Annotated in this window: 15 protein-coding genes; 8 read left to right on the top strand and 7 right to left on the bottom strand. The window is 44.7% G+C overall.

Translation table 11 applies throughout. The annotated features are described in order from the left end of the window. Positions 1–47 precede the first annotated feature (47 nt). The 5 genes from PBAL39_RS15665 to rfbB all read left to right on the top strand — a co-directional run bounded on the left by PBAL39_RS15665 (position 48) and on the right by rfbB (position 5,066). Positions 48–1,358 (top strand): UDP-glucose/GDP-mannose dehydrogenase family protein, encoded by a 1,311-nt coding sequence (locus PBAL39_RS15665; protein ID WP_039866792.1) that lies wholly within the window; start codon positions 48–50, stop codon positions 1,356–1,358. Then, entirely contained in the window at positions 1,358–2,347 is a 990-nt protein-coding gene (locus tag PBAL39_RS15660) for a UDP-glucuronic acid decarboxylase family protein (protein WP_008243223.1), read from the top strand. Before PBAL39_RS15665 ends, PBAL39_RS15660 begins: the two co-directional genes overlap by 1 nt. A gap of 5 nt (positions 2,348–2,352) precedes the next feature. After that, positions 2,353–3,375 carry a UDP-glucose 4-epimerase GalE gene (gene galE / locus PBAL39_RS15655; RefSeq protein WP_008243222.1) on the top strand — a complete coding sequence of 341 codons (1,023 nt, stop codon included), beginning with the start codon at positions 2,353–2,355 and terminating at the stop codon, positions 3,373–3,375. Continuing rightward, positions 3,376–3,942 (top strand): hypothetical protein, encoded by a 567-nt coding sequence (locus tag PBAL39_RS15650; RefSeq protein WP_008243220.1) that lies wholly within the window; start codon positions 3,376–3,378, stop codon positions 3,940–3,942. A 71-nt stretch (positions 3,943–4,013) separates the two neighbouring features. After that, the gene (gene rfbB, locus PBAL39_RS15645) at positions 4,014–5,066 is read left to right on the top strand and encodes a dTDP-glucose 4,6-dehydratase (protein ID WP_008243218.1); all 1,053 of its coding nucleotides are present in this window, start codon (positions 4,014–4,016) and stop codon (positions 5,064–5,066) included. A 74-nt stretch (positions 5,067–5,140) separates the two neighbouring features. Here rfbB and PBAL39_RS15640 read toward each other — a convergent pair whose 3' ends face one another. Beyond that, complete coding sequence (locus PBAL39_RS15640) at positions 5,141–6,373, bottom strand: ABC transporter permease (protein ID WP_008243216.1); 1,233 nt, start codon at positions 6,371–6,373, stop codon at positions 5,141–5,143. Between the two features lie 112 nt (positions 6,374–6,485). Beyond that, positions 6,486–6,839 (bottom strand): iron-sulfur cluster assembly accessory protein, encoded by a 354-nt coding sequence (locus PBAL39_RS15635; protein ID WP_008243215.1) that lies wholly within the window; start codon positions 6,837–6,839, stop codon positions 6,486–6,488. Between the two features lie 178 nt (positions 6,840–7,017). Here PBAL39_RS15635 and PBAL39_RS15630 point away from each other — a divergent pair, with 178 nt between their 5' ends. Then, positions 7,018–7,548, top strand: coding sequence for a hypothetical protein (locus PBAL39_RS15630; protein WP_008243214.1), 531 nt, complete (start codon positions 7,018–7,020; stop codon positions 7,546–7,548). A gap of 312 nt (positions 7,549–7,860) precedes the next feature. Next, entirely contained in the window at positions 7,861–9,291 is a 1,431-nt protein-coding gene (dnaA, locus tag PBAL39_RS15625) for a chromosomal replication initiator protein DnaA (RefSeq protein ID WP_039866832.1), read from the top strand. A gap of 85 nt (positions 9,292–9,376) precedes the next feature. Here dnaA and PBAL39_RS15620 read toward each other — a convergent pair whose 3' ends face one another. The 5 genes from PBAL39_RS15620 to PBAL39_RS15600 form a co-directional block, all read right to left on the bottom strand. Further along, positions 9,377–9,928: an NUDIX hydrolase gene (locus tag PBAL39_RS15620; RefSeq protein ID WP_198139836.1), complete on the bottom strand. Its 552-nt coding sequence runs from the start codon at positions 9,926–9,928 to the stop codon at positions 9,377–9,379. Position 9,929: 1 nt separating this feature from the next. Beyond that, the gene (locus PBAL39_RS15615) at positions 9,930–10,328 is read right to left on the bottom strand and encodes a hypothetical protein (RefSeq protein WP_008243207.1); all 399 of its coding nucleotides are present in this window, start codon (positions 10,326–10,328) and stop codon (positions 9,930–9,932) included. Between the two features lie 9 nt (positions 10,329–10,337). Next, complete coding sequence (locus PBAL39_RS15610) at positions 10,338–11,114, bottom strand: YgcG family protein (RefSeq protein ID WP_008243205.1); 777 nt, start codon at positions 11,112–11,114, stop codon at positions 10,338–10,340. Further along, positions 11,111–11,563, bottom strand: coding sequence for a TPM domain-containing protein (locus tag PBAL39_RS15605; RefSeq protein ID WP_008243204.1), 453 nt, complete (start codon positions 11,561–11,563; stop codon positions 11,111–11,113). The genes PBAL39_RS15610 and PBAL39_RS15605 overlap by 4 nt, the downstream gene beginning before the upstream one ends. Before the next feature lie 78 nt (positions 11,564–11,641). Further along, on the bottom strand, positions 11,642–12,223 hold the full coding sequence (locus PBAL39_RS15600) for a LemA family protein (protein WP_008243202.1): 582 nt from the start codon (positions 12,221–12,223) through the stop codon (positions 11,642–11,644). A gap of 261 nt (positions 12,224–12,484) precedes the next feature. Between PBAL39_RS15600 and PBAL39_RS15595 the strand changes: the two genes are divergently transcribed. Next, entirely contained in the window at positions 12,485–14,026 is a 1,542-nt protein-coding gene (locus tag PBAL39_RS15595; RefSeq protein ID WP_008243199.1) for an NAD(P)/FAD-dependent oxidoreductase, read from the top strand. Positions 14,027–14,053: the final 27 nt, after the last annotated feature.

The raw sequence follows: 14,053 nt of genomic DNA, 5'->3' as shown, positions 1-14,053 counted from the left end.
TATCTTAGCCGAAGATACTACCATAAAAATTAAAACATAATTATTATATGAAAATAGCTGTTATAGGAACAGGATACGTCGGATTGGTTACTGGTACTTGTTTGTCTGAAACAGGAAACAGTGTCATCTGCGTAGACATAGATGCTGCAAAAGTGCAGAAGATGCAAAATGGCCAGGTGCCGATTTACGAACCTGGCCTGGATGTTTTGTTTCACAGGAACATCGCTCAGGGAAGACTGACTTTTACAACTGACCTTGCTCATGCTATTAAAGATGCCCAGATTATCTTTATGGCCCTGCCTACGCCTCCGGGAGGAGATGGAGCAGCAGACCTTTCCTATATCCTTGGTGCAGCTAAAGACATTTCTAAACTCGTAACTGAATATAAGGTCATCGTTAACAAATCTACAGTGCCGGTTGGGACTGCGGATAAAGTACAGGCAGTATTCAAAGAAAATACAGATGTAGAAATTGATGTAGTCTCCAATCCTGAGTTCCTCAGGGAAGGTGTGGCTGTAGAGGATTTCATGAAGCCTGACCGCGTGGTCGTAGGTACCAGAAGCGAGAAAGCACAGAAGCTGATGGCAGAATTATATGGTCCTTATGTAAGACAGGGAAACCCGATCCTATTTATGGATGAACGTTCTTCGGAGCTGACAAAATATGCGGCAAACTCTTTCCTGGCAACGAAAATCACGTTCATGAATGAAATTGCCAACCTTTGTGAGATCGTAGGTGCAGATGTGGATGCCGTTCGCAAGGGCATAGGTTCTGATGCACGCATCGGTAAGCGTTTCCTTTTTCCGGGAATCGGTTATGGTGGTAGCTGCTTCCCTAAAGATGTACAGGCACTTGCTAAATCTGCTGATGAACATGATTATGATTTCCAGATTCTGCGTGCCGTAATGGACGTGAATGAGAAACAAAAAACAGTGCTTGTCGACAAGCTGCTGAAATACTATAAAAATGACCTTAGTGGCAAACACTTTGCTTTGTGGGGACTGGCATTCAAGCCGGAAACAGATGACATCCGTGAGGCGCCTTCACTGTATATTATTGACCAATTGCTGAAACATGGCGCTACCGTTACCGCTTTCGATCCTGAAGGAATGGAAAACGTAAAACGCCTGCTGGGAGATAAAATCAAATTTGCAGACACACAATATGATGCATTGAAAGAAGCAGATGCCCTGCTTATCGCTACGGAATGGTCCGTTTTCAGAAATCCTGATTTCGATAAAATGGAAGAGTGTTTAATCAACAAGGTCATCTTTGACGGACGTAACCTTTATGATCTGGAGAAAATGATTGAACTGGGATATTACTACAATAGTGTAGGCCGTAAACTGATTGACTAATGGGACGTAAAAGAGTTTTAATTACGGGAGCTGCGGGTTTCCTGGGATCGCACTTATGTGATCGTTTTATAAAAGAAGATTACCACGTAATCGCTATGGATAACCTGATTACAGGTGACCTGCAGAACATCGAACATCTTTTTAAACTGGAGAACTTCGAGTTTGTTCACCATGATGTGTCTAAATATGTGTATGTATCCGGCGAGCTGGATTACATCCTGCACTTTGCCTCACCGGCAAGTCCTATCGATTACCTGAAGATCCCTATCCAGACCTTAAAAGTAGGTTCCCTGGGAACGCACAACCTGCTGGGACTTGCAAAAAACAAAAATGCAAGGATGCTCATCGCTTCTACTTCTGAAGTATATGGCGATCCAAGCGTCAATCCTCAGCCTGAAGAATACTGGGGTAACGTAAATCCGGTTGGACCACGAGGAGTGTATGATGAAGCAAAGCGTTTCCAGGAAGCGATGACGATGGCCTACCATACTTTTCATGGTGTGGAAACCAGGATCGTCAGGATCTTCAATACCTACGGACCGAGAATGCGCCTTAATGACGGCCGTGTGCTGCCTGCTTTCATCGGACAGGCTTTACGCGGTGAAGACCTTACCGTATTTGGTGATGGTTCGCAGACACGTTCTTTCTGTTATGTGGATGACCTCGTTGAAGGGATCTACAGACTCTTGCTGAGCGACTATGCGCAGCCGGTGAACATCGGAAACCCCGACGAGATTACCATCAAACAGTTTGGCGAGGAAATCATCAAGCTCACAGGTACCAGTCAGAAGCTGGTCTTGAGAGACCTGCCTGTTGATGACCCTAAACAAAGGCGCCCGGACATCACCAAAGCGAAAGCCCTTCTTGGCTGGGAGCCTAAAGTGAGCAGGGCAGAAGGATTGAAAATCACTTACGAGTATTTTAAATCTTTGCCAGCAGAAGCCCTGGTAAACAAAGAACATAAGGACTTTACTACATATAACCGCTAAGACGAATGAATAAGATACTAGTTACCGGAGGTACAGGATTTATTGGCTCACACACTGTTGTAGAGCTGCACAATGCAGGATATGAAGTTGTCATCGTCGACAATTTCGCCAATTCCAACCCTAAGATTCTTGATCAGATTGAATCCATCATTGGCATTAAGCCTGAATTTGTGGAGCTCGATTTGTGTGATGAGGCAAAAGTCGCTGAGTTTGCTGCTAAGCATACTGACATCGCTGGTGTTATTCATTTTGCGGCTTATAAGGCGGTAGGCGAATCTGTACAACAACCGCTAAAGTATTACCGAAACAATTTTTATTCGCTGATCAATGTAATCAACGCATTTAATAGCAATCTAAACCTGGTATTTTCTTCTTCGTGTACGGTATATGGGCAACCTGATGTACTGCCGGTAACAGAGGCTGCGCCAGTAAAAAAAGCAGAATCACCTTATGGCAATACCAAACAGATTGCGGAAGAAATTCTTCAGGAAACCTGTGCGGTAAGCCCGGATCTGAAAGTAATCTCCCTGCGCTACTTTAACCCGGTTGGGGCGCACGAAACGGCGCTGATCGGAGAACTGCCGATTGGCGTTCCGCAAAACCTGATTCCTTTCATTACCCAGTCTGCCATTGGCAAACGCGGCCCTATTACGGTGTATGGTAACGACTACGACACCAAAGATGGTAGTGCCGTCAGGGATTATATCCATGTGGTGGACCTGGCTAAGGCACATGTGGCCGCGATACAGAGACTGGAACAACAGAAAGCTGAAAGTAATTATGAGGTGTTTAACCTTGGTACCGGCAGGGGCACCACGGTGCTGGAGGTAATTGGTGCTTTTGAGCAGGCTACAGGTGAGCAGCTGAATTATACCATCGGTGCGAGAAGAGAGGGGGATGTGGAGAAGGTTTGGGGAGATGTCACCAAATCGGCTACCGCATTGGGCTGGACCGCAGAGCTGGGGATCAATGAGATGATGTCTTCTGCCTGGAACTGGGAGAAATATTTGAAGGACAACCCTTTCTAAATGCTGTTAAGCGAACATAAAGACCTTAAGCTGGAGATCAAATCCCTTCCTGAAAAGGAAAAGGATAAACTCCTGCTCCGGCTGATCGCAAAAGATAAAGTGCTGACTGAGCATCTTCATTTTAAATTGATGGAAAATGAAGCTGACCTGGAAGAAAGACAAGCACGTCTAATGATGCAGATTGATGAGGGGATTAAAGAACTCAGCTTCATCAAAAAGCCCAACTCCAAGGATGCACTTTTGAAAATGCGCAAACTTAGTGGTAGCATCAATCATCACCTTAAGGTGACCAAAGATGTAAACTCTGAGCTGGAATTGAGGATCCATCTGCTTCGAAACATGCCCATAGACTTCAATGAAAGTGTGTTTTCTGCACTTCATAAGTATAATGAGAAACTGATGGTCTATTTTGCCAAATCCTCTGCTACGGCCTTTGCCAAGTATCAAAAACTGCATGAAGACCTGCAGTTTGACCTCAAACCATTGATGGCTGAGCTGCTTGAGAAAGTCCATCACCATAAAACAGGAGCGATGGCGAAGGAACTTAAATTACCGGAGTCTTTATAATCCACATTGTTCAATAAAGAAGCGGTTGATCTGTTATCGCATGGTCAACCATTAAACATAAAAAAACGCTAATGAAAAAAATACTTATCACGGGAGGCGCCGGGTTCATAGGGTCGCATGTCGTACGCAGGTTTGTTAACGAATATCCGGACTATCAAATTGTGAATCTTGATAAACTGACCTACGCCGGGAACCTCGCGAACTTAACAGATATCGAAGACCGGCCAAATTATAGATTTGTAAAGGCCGATATTACCGATGCTCCGCGAATAAATGAGTTGTTTTTACAGGAGAATTTCGATGCAGTGATACACCTTGCTGCGGAATCACACGTGGACAGGTCAATTACAGACCCTTCGGCTTTTGTCATGACCAATGTCATCGGTTCTGTCAACCTCCTGAATGCTGCACGTGAGTACTGGAAAGGAAGCTACGCTGGTAAAAGATTTTATCATGTGTCTACTGATGAGGTGTATGGTGCATTGAGTGAGGAGGGAATGTTTACGGAACAGACCGCTTACGATCCTCATAGTCCTTATTCTGCTTCAAAAGCAAGCTCGGATCACTTTGTAAGGGCTTATCATGATACTTATGGACTGGATGTGGTCATCTCTAATTGCTCGAACAATTATGGGTCGCATCACTTTCCTGAGAAACTGATTCCTCTCGCAATCAACAATATCAAAAATGGACAGCCTGTGCCCGTATACGGCAAAGGTGAAAATGTGCGCGACTGGTTATGGGTGGAGGATCATGCACGTGCCATTGATGTCATTTTCCATCAGGCGAAAACGGGTGAAACCTACAACATTGGCGGACATAATGAATGGAAAAACATTGACCTGATTCATTTGCTGTGCAGGATCATGGACAAGAAACTGGGCCGGGCTGAAGGTGAATCGGCAAAGCTGATTACTTTTGTCACAGACCGAGCTGGTCACGACCTCAGGTATGCGATCGATTCTACCAAATTGCAGCAGGTATTAAACTGGGTGCCTAGTCTTCAGTTTGAAGAAGGACTGGAGAAAACGGTCGATTGGTATCTTGAAAATGAAGAATGGCTCGCCAATGTAACCTCGGGCAATTATCAGGCCTATTACGAGAATCAGTATAAGAGCAGGTAGCTCATAATATACAAACAAAACAGGCCCGGATTTCTATAGATTCCGGGCTGTTTTGTTTGTATAATGCCTGTTTGTTATTCGTATCGAAGTGCTTCCACGGGGTCTAATTTTGATGCTTTTTTCGCAGGGTAATAACCCGACAATATACCAACCAGTACACAAAGGCCAAAACCTCCGAAGATCCATAGCCATGGAATAATAAAGGATCCACCCATTGCCAGTGAGATCAGGTTCCCCAGGGATATCCCCAGAAAAATACCAAATGCGCCTCCCATCAAACAAATCATGACGGCTTCTATCAAAAACTGCTTCCTGATGACCGCGGGGTTGGCGCCTATTGCTTTACGGATACCGATTTCGCGGGTGCGCTCTGTTACTGAGACCAGCATGATGTTCATCAATCCGATGGAGGCACCGATGAGTGTAATGGCACCAATGGCAATGCCTCCCCAGACGATGTATTTCAGGTTCTCAAAGAGCGTCTGTGCAATTGCATCACTTTTCGAGATCTCAAAATTATTGGGCTCAGTTACTTTAATCTTTCTGATATTCCGGAATTCTGCGGTTGCCTCTCCAATCAGGGCCTCCTGGATGTCGTTTGAGGGTACAATAACGGTGATGGTATAGGAGGGATTGCCGTTTGAATTGATCAGCTTAGCCTTGAGCAGGGGGATATATACAGCCCTGTCGCCACTGAAGCCCATACTTTGACCTTTCGAGGACAATACCCCGATCACTTTAAAACGACTGTTTCCGGCGTTTACAATCTTGTCTATGGGATCTTCCTTTTTGAACAGTTTGTCTTTTACCTCGCTACCGATGATACATACATTGTTGCCATTCAGCGTTTCCGCCTGACTGAAGTTACGCCCCATTGAAAGCTCCAGTCCCTGAGCATTCAGGCCATTTTCGTCTACCCCCTGCAAGGTAATGTTTGGATTGGTCTTTTCTGTACCGTATTTGACTGTTGCACCGCCACTGGTGAAAACACTGATGGCCACTGTCGCCGGAGTTTTCAGGCGCTCTTTAAAGGCAATGGCATCTTCATATCGAATTGACTTAAAAGGTTTGGGCCGTTGACCCCCGCCGCCGATCCTGATTCCTGTACCACGGTTGCGAATGGTAAATGAGTTGGCACCCATACTGGAGAACGCCTCGGTCATACTTTTCTTCACTGCATCAAGGGTGGTCAGGATGCCAACCAGTGCAGATAGACCTATTGCAATAATCAGGGCCGTTAGCATGGTGCGCAGACGGTTGCTTTTAATGGATTGTATGGCAATTCTGACGTTCTCGGTATAGGTCATGCGCTGGCTTGCTTGAATTTTTTAAGGGACATAAACGATGAATCGATAAAAATAAAAAGTCCCGTTGTTAAGACAACGGGACCAGTTATAATGTTACAAAAGTTAACGCTAATTATACGGAAAAACTCGTGCCACAGCCACAGGTGCTGCTCGCATTTGGGTTGCTGAAAGTGAAACCCCTGGAATTTAAACCATCTTGCCAGTCTACCTGCATGCCCAACAGATACATCTGATGTGCTTTATGCATAAATACCCTGATGCCATCAATCTGGAACTCCTGATCTCCGTCTTTCTTCTGATCAAAGCCAAGTACATAGCTCATGCCAGAGCATCCACCACCGTCAACACCTACACGTAAGCCAAAGTCTTCAGCAATTTCCTGTTGGTCTCTTAATTTAAAAAGTTCTTTGACAGCGGTTTCTGTAAACGTTACCGGTGCAAATGCTGTATCCACTGTATTACTCATGATATTAAAAATTAGGAAGAACAAATATAAATAAAAATGTCCACATAAGTTTTTTGAAGAATATCATATCCTCGTAAAGAAGTTGTCCATAAGTCCGTCCCGTTATAAATAAAATGTACATTTTTGCGGGGTGCTTTTATACCTGAGTAAAGCATAAATGCAATTAAAGTAAACATCAATGAATACAGATCTTATAACAGCGGGCGCATCCATCGCCATTGGAGGGGCGGTAACCGTAACACTGGGTTATTACCTTGTCAGGAATGATATACAGGCCTTCCTGAAGCTGAAAACCCCATTGCGCCAGAAAGATGATGGATCAGATCATCTGTTGTCCTTGCGGCTTCAGGCGCATGAGCGCCTCATCATTTTCATTGAAAGGATCAATCCTTCAAACTTGCTGCTGCGCCTGCACCATCAGGGGATTGCAGTGAAAGACCTCCAGGTATTGATCTTAAATGAAATTAAAGCAGAATATCAGCATAATGTGACCCAACAACTGTACGTCAGTGCCGAGGTCTGGAATGTCGTTCGTCAGCTAAAAGACGATACCCTGGCAATGGTCAATAATGCTGTTGAAGGACTGCCACCACAAGCGACAGGAGTGGACCTCAGCAGAAAGGTGCTCCAGAAGATGTCAGTCATCGAAGAGAACCCCTATGACCTCACGCTGGATCTTATAAAAAAAGACATTCACAGGTTGTTCTGATCTTAGAGCAGTATGGGAATTCGGTATGATTACCTGCAGGTGCATTGTTATCCTTAAAGCGACGTTTAAAAGCGCTGTATAGTGTTTTTTGGTTAGAATCGAGTTGTTTTTATGTGGATAACTGGTGTTAATAAATAGTTATCCACATAAAAAATTTAGGTTAACTAGGGTATCAAGTTGCTGTTTAAGTACTTACCAAATAAATGAAAATTAAGTTTTATTTGTTGATAATTTTTTGAATATTCGATCTCTCGTCGAGGCGTATTTTATATGCCCATAGCGCTGCTGAAACCAACAAATTATACTATGACAATGGAAAAAACTTGTATTGAAGTATGGAAGAACTGTCTCCAAATCATTAAGGATAATATCCCGGGCCAAAGTTTCAAAACCTGGTTCGAGCCCATATCTGCCCTTAAGCTGGAAGGCAATGTTTTGACCATACAGGTGCCAAGTTTATTTTTCTATGAATGGCTTGAAGAACATTATGTTGGATTACTGAGAAAAACCGTAAAAAAGCAGCTTGGAGAAGACGGGCGGCTGGAGTACAACATTGTTGTCGACAAGTCGTCGGGCAGTGGCTCGCCTTATACTACAAATATTCCGAGCAACGGAAACGGTGCGGAATCCAAGTTTCAGTCTATGCCGATTCCGGTTTCTATCAATAAGGACATCAAAAACCCCTTCATTATTCCGGGGCTAAAGAAGCTTCAGGTGGATCCTCAGCTGAATTCAAACTACACTTTTGAGAATTATATCGAAGGTGATTGTAATCGCCTGGCACGCTCCGCAGGTTACGCCGTTGCGGCTAAACCGGGAGGTACCTCTTTCAATCCACTGATGATCTACGGTGGGGTAGGTTTGGGGAAAACACACCTTGCACAAGCTATAGGGAACGAAATCAAAAGAAATATGCCGGACAAGCTGGTGATCTATGTTTCCTGTGAGAAGTTCTGCCAGCAGTTTGTCGATTCACTGAAAAATAATACGATTAATGATTTTGTGAATTTCTACCAGGCGATGGACGTCATCATCATGGATGATGTACACAATTTCTCCGGGAAAGAGAAAACGCAGGACATCTTCTTTCACATTTTCAATCACCTGCACCAGTCGGGCAAACAGATCATCCTGTCGTCTGATAAATCGCCGAAAGACCTCGTTGGTCTGGAGGAACGCCTGTTGAGCCGTTTCAAATGGGGCTTGTCTGCTGATCTTCAGGTTCCAGATCTGGAAACACGGATTGCGATCCTGAAAAAGAAGATGTATGCCGATGGTATTGAGCTTCCCGCAGAGGTTGTGGAGTATGTAGCTCATAACATTGACAACAACGTGCGGGAGCTGGAAGGAGCCATGGTTTCCCTGCTGGCACAGTCGACATTGAATAAAAAGGACATTGACCTTGACCTTGCCAAGCAGATGCTCAAAAACTTCATCAAGAATACCTCTAAAGAGATTTCTATGGAGTATATACAGAAGCTGGTATGTGAATACTTTGAAGTTCCTGTAGATATGGTGAAATCAGCGACACGGAAGCGGGAAATTGTACAGGCACGTCAGATCTCTATGTATTTGTCAAAAAGCCATACCAAATCTTCACTTAAAACCATCGGAGCTTTCTTTGGCGGCAGGGATCATTCTACGGTTATTTATGCCTGCCAGACCGTGGAAGACCTGATTGATACCGACAAGAAGTTTAAAGGATATGTACACGATATCCAGAAGAAATTGAAGATGAACTAACTGAACATCCTCTACGCAAAATCCCCGGAATAACAGCAACTGTTGTTCCGGGGATTTTTGCTTTAATGTCTTCCGGTATCCGGTTTTAGGACATTACGCCCAGTTTCATCATTCCATAAAAAAGTGCAGAGCTGTGTATCGACTGCGCGATTTTATTGTCTATCAATAGCTGTTTTGCTTCCTCCAGGGTATACAGCTCCACATTGAGTATTTCATGCTCGTCCAAATCTTGCTCCTGTGTTTTGACGCCACCTTTCAGGAGGTAAGTGTAGGTTACATTGTTTGCCGTTGCCGGATTCGGATATAAGGTAGAGATCAGTTCTGCTTCCTGAAAAGAATAACCAGTCTCTTCGAGCAGTTCTCTTCTGATGGCATTTTCGGGTGATTCATCTCCGTCGATAACACCGCCGGGCACCTCCAGGGAGATGATGTCGCCTGCGTGACGGTATTGTCTCACCATGATGATCTTATTGTCGTCAGTAAGGGCTATGCCACTTACCCAGTTGGGGTATTCCAGTACGTAGTAGTCGTCTTTAATGGTGCCATTTTGAAGATCACAGGTATCTACCCGTAACGTTGCCCATTTTTCTTTGACCAGATACCTGCTGGATATTTTTTTCCATTTTAAGATGTCCATGTTAAGCATTTAAATAGTTACTGATCACTTTCTGCCGGTCCAGATTGACCATGTTGATGACGTGGTGTGTGACTTCCAGCACATGATAAATAGATAGTAGTCTGTCCGCCAGCATGTGGTTTGCTGCTGAAGGTGTGTGTTGGTCAAATTGAAAGAATAAAAATTGACTCAGCATGTCCAGTTTTTCTGCAGGGAAGTCTTTTTGCAGCAACAGCTGCTCAAACTCATCCTTTGTTCCGGTATTGACCGCTGCTGTAGAGAGGCCAAATTCGTTTTCCAGGGCGGATGACATCAGTTCATCCGACTCGGCCAGCTTTCCTTCCAGTTTTAAGCCCATGATACGGGCAAGGACCTGTGCAAGCTTTTGTATTTCTGCGGTAATTAAATCTCTTCTGTACATGATCGTATTTTACCAGCTTCCACTACTACCACCACCGCCAAAGCTGCCGCCGCCAAATCCTCCAAAACTGCCTCCGCCGCCTCCACTGCTGCTGCCACCTCCCCAGCTGCTACCGCCGGAACTTCTTCCTCCCCCAAGCAGCATGCTCCAGAAAAGTGCATCCGCAACACCGCGACTGCCAATGACCTGTCCGCCACCACCTCTGCCACCTCTCTTCAGGAGAACGATCACGATGACAATGATGATGATCAGAATGACCACCCCAGAGCCACCAGCTCCAGTTTTTGAAGGCTTAGGGTTGTCATTTTTATATTCTCCTTTAGTATAACTGATAATCGCATCGGTACCCGCTTCCAATCCTCCGTAATAATCTCCCGTTTTAAAGTGTGGTTTGATGTCATTGTCGATGATCCTTCTGGCATACATATCCGGAAGTGCGCCCTCTACGCCATATCCGGTTTGTATGGATACCTTGCGGTCGCCAAGTGCAACTAAAATGATGATCCCGTTATTTTTCTCTTTATTCCCAACTCCCCATTTTCTACCCAGCTCCATCGCATATTCACTGATGTCATATTCGCCAACAGATTTGATCACTGCGATGGCAATCTGAGTGGAGCTGGAGTCATCAAAGGCAACCAGCTTACGTTCCAGCTGGTCAACCTGACTGGAGCTCAGGGTGCCGGTATAATCGTTGACAAGTTTATTGGGCTTCGCCGGAAAATCCTGGGCAAAGCTAAGGGTATAAGTTAATGTCAGTAGAAAGGCAATGATGTATTTTCTCATGGTTTCAGTTGTTCTTGATGCTGATCCATGTAGATGATGTCATTTGGAAGCTCATTGACGTCTCCGCCTTCATAGGGAAAGAAGTTGGCCATTTTTTCACCGGCAAGGACAATCCCGGCGATGATGCCCTGGGCAATATTGCCGCCCGCAAAATGTGCTTTCATCGCAATTTGTGTCATTTCCCAAAAATCAGGGGGGACAACCTTATTGATGCCCTTATCACCAATGATGGCAAATTTATGGTCCGCATGTGCAAGATAAATGAGTACGCCATTGTGTCTGGAAGTTTTGTCCATCCCAAGTTTGGAGAAGTATGCGGTAGCTTTCTCAAAAGCATCACCGCTGCAGTGTTTGTCTACTGCAATCCGAATCTCTCCGGAGGTTGTCTTTTCAGCTTCTGCAATTGCGTTTGCAATTAATTCTTGTTCTAGTTCAGTGAATATTCCCATAGCAGGATTTATGAATTTATAAGGGTAAAACCTGTTTAATAAAACACATTTTACCCCTAAATGTTGTGATCGGAAAGTTTAGAATTCTACTTTAGGCGCTTTTTCGGCACCTGCTTCAGCTTTGAAGCCTGCTTTTTGACTAAAGCCAAACAATCCTGCTGTGATGTTGTTCGGGAATGACCTTACTTTGACGTTATAAGTCTGCACAGACTCATTGAAATCTTTACGCGCAACACCAATCCTGTTTTCAGTTCCGGCAAGCTCCGCAGATACATCTCTGAATTGTTCTGTTGCTTTTAACTCCGGATAGTTTTCAGTAACCATTAATAAACGGCCCAGGGCCTGACTGATCTGGCCTTGTGCTACCTGGTATTTTTCAATATTCTCAGGAGTCAGCTTATCCGGGTCAATGGTCACCTGAGTGGCTTTAGCCCTCGCCTCAGTCACCTGAGTCAATGTAGATTGCTCAAACTTAGCGGCGCCTTTAACTGTATTGACCAGATTCGGTATCAGATCTGCACGACGCTGATACTGGGTTTCCACCTGGTTCCATTTTGCCTTTACATCCTCATCTAACTTTACAAGGTTGTTATAACCACAACTGCTTAGGGCGGTAAATAAAACCAAAACGCCAACGATTACCAAGACTGTTTTTTTCATAATCTTTCTTTTAATGGAAACGCAGAAGATCCGTTTTTGATTGCTGCATTCCAGATTTTTGTTTTTCTAATGTTAAGATAATAATAATCATTCAATTTCCGTACCCAGGTCTGCAAAGCAATTAAAAACTGACAGCTTTGACGAAAAACCTGCACTCAGGTCTTGCTTGTGGTGCCTTAAATGTGGCATGTTGTCAGGTAAAGGATTATCATCAGGATTTATTTATCTTTGCAACCATTCGGGATAAAAACCCGGCAGAGTATGCAAAAGGAAATTGAGATTACCCTCGCTCCGGAAGAAAACGGAGAAGAACAGGCGTTGAAGAACGTACTGTCTAAAGCTTTAAAAGTAGAAATTTCGAGAATAAAAGATTATAAAATACTGAAGAGGTCTATCGATGCCCGCTCCAGAAAAGTGATATACAGGCTGCAAGTTCGTGCTTTTATTGATGAGACTCCGGTTGTCGATGCTTTTGTCATGAAGTATGGGAATGTGAGTAATAGCAAACACGTGCTGATTGTTGGTGCCGGCCCGGCAGGTTTGTTTGCTGCATTGCAGTGCATTGAAAACGGATTGAAACCAATTGTCCTGGAAAGAGGTAAGGATGTGAAGCAGCGACGCAGAGATCTTGCGGCGATCAACAAGGAAGGGCTGGTCAACACCGAGTCCAATTACTGTTATGGAGAAGGGGGCGCAGGTACTTATTCTGATGGCAAGTTATATACACGTTCCAATAAACGTGGTGACATCCATAAAGTACTACAGTTGTTTGTACAGCATGGTGCTACGGATGATATTCTGGTAGATGCACGGCCTCATATCGGGACAAATAAACTTCCGCACATCATCACTGCCATCAGGGAAACCATTTTAAATGCGGGTGGGGAAGTCCGCTTTGATCAGAAGGTGACTGATCTTATTGTAGAATTTGATCGTGTAAGAGGAGTGGTGGTGAATGGTGAAGAACGGTTGCTGGCGGATGCAGTCATCCTGGCCACTGGCCATTCTGCAAGGGACATCTATGAACTTTTACATCGTAAGCATATTTTGGTAGAAGCCAAGCCCTTTGCGCTGGGTGTCCGCATCGAACATCCTCAGTCGATTATCGATGCAGCACAGTATCATTGTGACATACGCAGTGAGTTTCTGCCGCCGGCATACTATAGCCTGGTGGAGCAGGTTGCCGATAGAGGTGTTTTCTCTTTCTGCATGTGTCCAGGAGGTATAATTGCTCCATGTGCAACTCATGAGCAAGAAATTGTGGTCAATGGCTGGTCCCCCTCAAAAAGAAATAATCCTTATGCCAATTCCGGTACTGTGGTGCAGGTAACACTGGATGATGTAGCTGGTGAAGATCCTTTGAGGATGATGCATTTTCAGGCTGCCATTGAAAGAACGGCTTTCAATCTGGGTGGAGGAAGCCTTGTTGCCCCCGGGCAGCGAATGGTTGACTTTGTTGAGGGCAGGGTATCGGCCGACCTGCCAAAGAACTCTTATCTGCCAGGTACAAAAAGTGTGATGTTGAAGGATACTTTACCTGATTTTGTTCATGATAGTTTAAAACGTGCACTTCCACAGTTTGGTAAGAAACTTCGGGGTTACTATACGAACGAGGCCATATTGGTAGGGGTTGAAAGCAGGAGTTCCTCTCCGGTGCGCATTCCCAGGGACAAAGAAACTTTCCAGCATCCGCAGGTGGCAGGATTGTATCCTTGTGCAGAAGGTGCGGGATATGCCGGCGGGATCGTATCCGCTGCGATTGATGGGGTCAACTGCGCCAATGCGGTGTTGAGGTTCTCTTAGCGAAAAAACAGATTTTTATATCGGTTG

The organism is Pedobacter sp. BAL39, assembly GCF_000170795.1.
GTDB lineage: Bacteria > Bacteroidota > Bacteroidia > Sphingobacteriales > Sphingobacteriaceae > Pedobacter.
The sequence above is the reverse complement of the archived record's forward strand: the minus strand, read 5'-3'. Positions and strand labels throughout refer to the sequence as shown.

Bases quoted from the DNA above. Each gene is read 5' to 3' on its own strand.
- PBAL39_RS15665 (WP_039866792.1), top strand. From the start codon at position 48: ATGAAAATAGCTGTTATAGGAACAGGATACGTCGGATTGGTTACTGGT.
- PBAL39_RS15660 (WP_008243223.1), top strand. From the start codon at position 1,358: ATGGGACGTAAAAGAGTTTTAATTACGGGAGCTGCGGGTTTCCTGGGA.
- galE (WP_008243222.1), top strand. From the start codon at position 2,353: ATGAATAAGATACTAGTTACCGGAGGTACAGGATTTATTGGCTCACAC.
- PBAL39_RS15650 (WP_008243220.1), top strand. From the start codon at position 3,376: ATGCTGTTAAGCGAACATAAAGACCTTAAGCTGGAGATCAAATCCCTT.
- rfbB (WP_008243218.1), top strand. From the start codon at position 4,014: ATGAAAAAAATACTTATCACGGGAGGCGCCGGGTTCATAGGGTCGCAT.
- PBAL39_RS15640 (WP_008243216.1), bottom strand. From the start codon at position 6,373: ATGACCTATACCGAGAACGTCAGAATTGCCATACAATCCATTAAAAGC.
- PBAL39_RS15635 (WP_008243215.1), bottom strand. From the start codon at position 6,839: ATGAGTAATACAGTGGATACAGCATTTGCACCGGTAACGTTTACAGAA.
- PBAL39_RS15630 (WP_008243214.1), top strand. From the start codon at position 7,018: ATGAATACAGATCTTATAACAGCGGGCGCATCCATCGCCATTGGAGGG.
- dnaA (WP_039866832.1), top strand. From the start codon at position 7,861: ATGGAAAAAACTTGTATTGAAGTATGGAAGAACTGTCTCCAAATCATT.
- PBAL39_RS15620 (WP_198139836.1), bottom strand. From the start codon at position 9,928: ATGGACATCTTAAAATGGAAAAAAATATCCAGCAGGTATCTGGTCAAA.
- PBAL39_RS15615 (WP_008243207.1), bottom strand. From the start codon at position 10,328: ATGTACAGAAGAGATTTAATTACCGCAGAAATACAAAAGCTTGCACAG.
- PBAL39_RS15610 (WP_008243205.1), bottom strand. From the start codon at position 11,114: ATGAGAAAATACATCATTGCCTTTCTACTGACATTAACTTATACCCTT.
- PBAL39_RS15605 (WP_008243204.1), bottom strand. From the start codon at position 11,563: ATGGGAATATTCACTGAACTAGAACAAGAATTAATTGCAAACGCAATT.
- PBAL39_RS15600 (WP_008243202.1), bottom strand. From the start codon at position 12,223: ATGAAAAAAACAGTCTTGGTAATCGTTGGCGTTTTGGTTTTATTTACC.
- PBAL39_RS15595 (WP_008243199.1), top strand. From the start codon at position 12,485: ATGCAAAAGGAAATTGAGATTACCCTCGCTCCGGAAGAAAACGGAGAA.